The organism is Spirillospora sp. NPDC049652 (assembly GCF_040675125.1).
In the GTDB taxonomy this organism is placed as follows: domain Bacteria; phylum Actinomycetota; class Actinomycetes; order Streptosporangiales; family Streptosporangiaceae; genus Spirillospora.
In genome coordinates this window covers 1-3205 of the sequence record NZ_JBFAOF010000841.1, presented here as the reverse complement: position 1 = coordinate 3205, position 3205 = coordinate 1, and the positions used below count along the sequence as shown (strand labels likewise).

Here is a 3205-nt window from a genome sequence, read left to right as displayed (position 1 = left end):
CGCCGCGCCACTGCTCGGGGGCCATGTACGCGGGCGTCCCCACCGCGGACGCCTCGCCGACCGGCACGGCGATCCCGAAGTCGACCAGCTTGCTCAGCCCGTCCGGACGGACGACCACGTTGCCCGGCTTGTAGTCGCGGTGCACGATCCCGGCGGCGTGGGCGGCGGCGAGCCCCTGCAGCGAGCCCTTGAGGACGGTCAGCGCCGCCTCGGGCGCGAGCGCGCCGTTCTCGGCGAGGACGCGCGCCAGCGGGACGCCGTCCACCGCCTCCATCACCAGCGCCGCGCCCTCCGGCGCGGTCACGAACCGGAAGAGCCGGACCACGTGCGGGTCGGCGACGCGGCCGAGCATCACCGCCTCGTCCCGGAGGCGCGCGAGCCGCCGCTCCCGCTCGTCCGGATCGGCCGCGGAGACGTCCAGGTACTTGATCGCGACCGGGGTCCCGGCGTCCTGGTGCCGGGCGAGGACGACCCGTCCCTGCGCGCCCGCCCCGAGCTCGCGCAGCTCCTCGAACCCCGCGACCCGCCACCGCCCGCCGCTGTGCTGTCCGCCGTCGCGCCCGGACGGCCCGCCGTGGGAGGTCATTTCGCGTCGGCGGCGGCCCGGAGACGGGACAGGACGTCGGGCTTCACGATGTCCTTGAGCTTGTCGTACGGAGCGCTGAAGGTGAAGGTCGAGCAGTCGGTCCCGATGGTCGACCAGATCAGGTTCAGGCCCTTGCGGTCGAAGAACAGCCCGGCGTTCGGCGGCGTCTCGGCGGGGCCCTCCTTCTTGCCGGGCAGGAAGTCCTTGCCACTGATGTCGCCGAGCTCACACTGCTTCCAGTCGTCCTTCGGGCCCGACAGCGCCTCCCACAGGCCCTTGGGGTCCTTGAGGACGGCGTCGGTCAGGACGTCCTGCGCGGTGAGGGCCTTGCCGGCCTTCACGTCCACGGTGACCGGGATGGTCGGCAGCGCCTCCTCGCTCTCGTAGCAGGGGATCATGACGATCGCGCTGGTGGCGGACACGATGTCCGGACCGCCGAGGCCGAACCGCACCTTGGTCTGGACGATGCTCGACTTGCCCTGGCACTGCTTGCGGCGGTCGCCGTCCAGGGTCGCGCCGAGCCACTTGACCGTCCAGTCCAGCGGGGCGTGGAACGCCTGCCCGATGCGCTGCTCGGCGGCCTTGTCGGCCAGCCCGGCGACCTTGACGTACTCGGCGTCCTTGAACTTCACCAGCTGGTCGGGGTGGTCGGTGCTGTCCTGCAGCACGATGGTCCCCTTCGCCGGGGTGTCCGGGCCGGCCTTGTCCTTCCCGCCGGACGAGCACCCGGCCAGCGCCGTCCCGACCATCGCGACCGCGACCGCACTCCGTACGACCGTCCGCATCCCGTTCCGCCCTCCGTCGACCGCGAACCTGAGCGCATCACAGAATGTCAGGATCTGGACGGAACGGCGGCCACTCCCGGCCACCTGGAGCACGGAAATCCCCGGTACCGCAGGGCATGGGGAATACCCCAGATCGGGGAAACGTTGGGACAGGTGATCGGCTATTGGTGTAGGCACACCAGCGCCGGTACACTGCGTCGCGGAGTGTGACCGCACGCAGCCACAGTGAGTGACTGCTTTCAACCCCTGACTGCGGTCGCCGTAAGGAATTGATCGACGGCTGGTCCCTCCCGCGCGAGCGCGCGGCCACGGAAAGCGACCGGCGGGCAAGCGGCCTGCCGGGAACGCAGCCGTGCGAGGTCGGCCCGGAGCACCGGTGTACGGGCTCCGGCGGAGCCGACGGCGCTGCGCCGCAACGGGAGCGAGGACCCCGCATATTGGAGGCTGGAAGCCCTGACTACCTTCGCTGACCTCGGGGTCGTCCCCGAGATAGCCGACGCCCTGAAAGCCGAGGGCATCGTCGACGCGTTCCCCATCCAGGAGCTCGCCCTGCCGATCGCGCTGGGCGGCCACGACATCATCGGCCAGGCCCGCACCGGCACCGGCAAGACGCTCGCGTTCGGCATCGCCGCGCTGCAGCGCATCGAGCACGGCCACGTCAAGCCGCAGGCCCTGGTCATCGCGCCGACCCGCGAGCTGGCCCTCCAGGTCACCGACGACCTGCTGGTCGCGGGCGGCAAGCTCGGCACCCGCGTGCTGTCGGTCTACGGCGGACGCGCGTACGAGCCCCAGATCGAGGCGCTGCGCTCCGGCGTGGACGTCGTCGTCGGCACCCCGGGCCGGCTGCTCGACCTCGCCAAGCAGAAGTACCTCGACCTGTCCGAGGTCAAGGTGCTCGTCCTGGACGAGGCCGACCGCATGCTCGACCTCGGGTTCCTGCCCGACATCGAGCGGATCATCAAGCGCGTCCCCGAGAAGCGCCAGACGATGCTCTTCTCGGCGACCATGCCGGGCGAGATCGCCGCGCTGTCGCGCCGCTACCTGACCCGCCCGACCAACGTCCGCGCCGAGGCCCACTCGGAGTCCGAGGCCACGCCGCAGGTCAAGCAGTTCGTGTTCCAGGCGCACCAGATGGACAAGCCGGAGATGGTCGCCCGCCTGCTGCAGGCGGAGGGCCGCGGCCTGACCATGGTGTTCTGCCAGACCAAGCGGGCCTGCGACCGCGTCGCCGCCGACCTGGTCCAGCGCGGCTTCGACGCCGCCGCCGTGCACGGCGACCTCGGCCAGTCGCAGCGCGAGCGCGCGCTCCGCGCGTTCCGCAACGGCAAGATCGAGGTGCTGGTCGCCACCGACGTCGCCGCCCGCGGCCTCGACGTGGACGACGTCACGCACGTCGTCAACTTCGAGTGCCCCGACAGCGCCGACACCTACGTCCACCGCATCGGCCGCACCGGCCGCGCGGGGCGCGAGGGCATCTCGGTCACCCTGGTCGACTGGTCGGACATCCCGCGCTGGAAGCTGATCAACACCACCCTCGGCCTGGACTTCGCCCAGCCTGAGGAGACCTACTCCAGCAGCCCCCACTTCTTCGAGGCCCTCGGGATCCCCAAGGGCACCCGGGGCACCCTCCCGAAGGAGCGCCGCCACGGCCGCGCCGGCCTGGAGGCCGAGAAGCTGGAGGACATCGGCGAGACCGGCAAGACCCGCACCCGCGAGCGCGACCATGGCCGTGACCGGGATCGTGACCGCGACCGGGGACGCGACCTGGGACGCGACCTGGGACGCGACCACGGCCACGCCCCGGACCGGGACCGCGAGCGCGTCGATGTCGGCG

The 3205-nt window shown here is 71.8% G+C and carries 3 protein-coding genes; 1 reads left to right on the top strand and 2 read right to left on the bottom strand.

Features of this window, described 5'->3' with window-relative positions:
* Positions 1-586: serine/threonine-protein kinase (locus AB0J52_RS33600; RefSeq protein ID WP_500186898.1), on the bottom strand; the 586-nt coding region annotated here is incomplete at its 3' end.
* On the bottom strand, positions 583-1371 hold the full coding sequence (locus tag AB0J52_RS33595; protein WP_500186897.1) for a hypothetical protein: 789 nt from the start codon (positions 1369-1371) through the stop codon (positions 583-585). The genes AB0J52_RS33600 and AB0J52_RS33595, both read right to left, overlap by 4 nt.
* Positions 1372-1860: 489 nt before the next feature.
* Between AB0J52_RS33595 and AB0J52_RS33590 the strand changes: the two genes are divergently transcribed.
* Positions 1861-3205 (top strand): DEAD/DEAH box helicase (locus AB0J52_RS33590; protein ID WP_500186900.1); only part of this gene is annotated, 1345 nt, incomplete at its 3' end.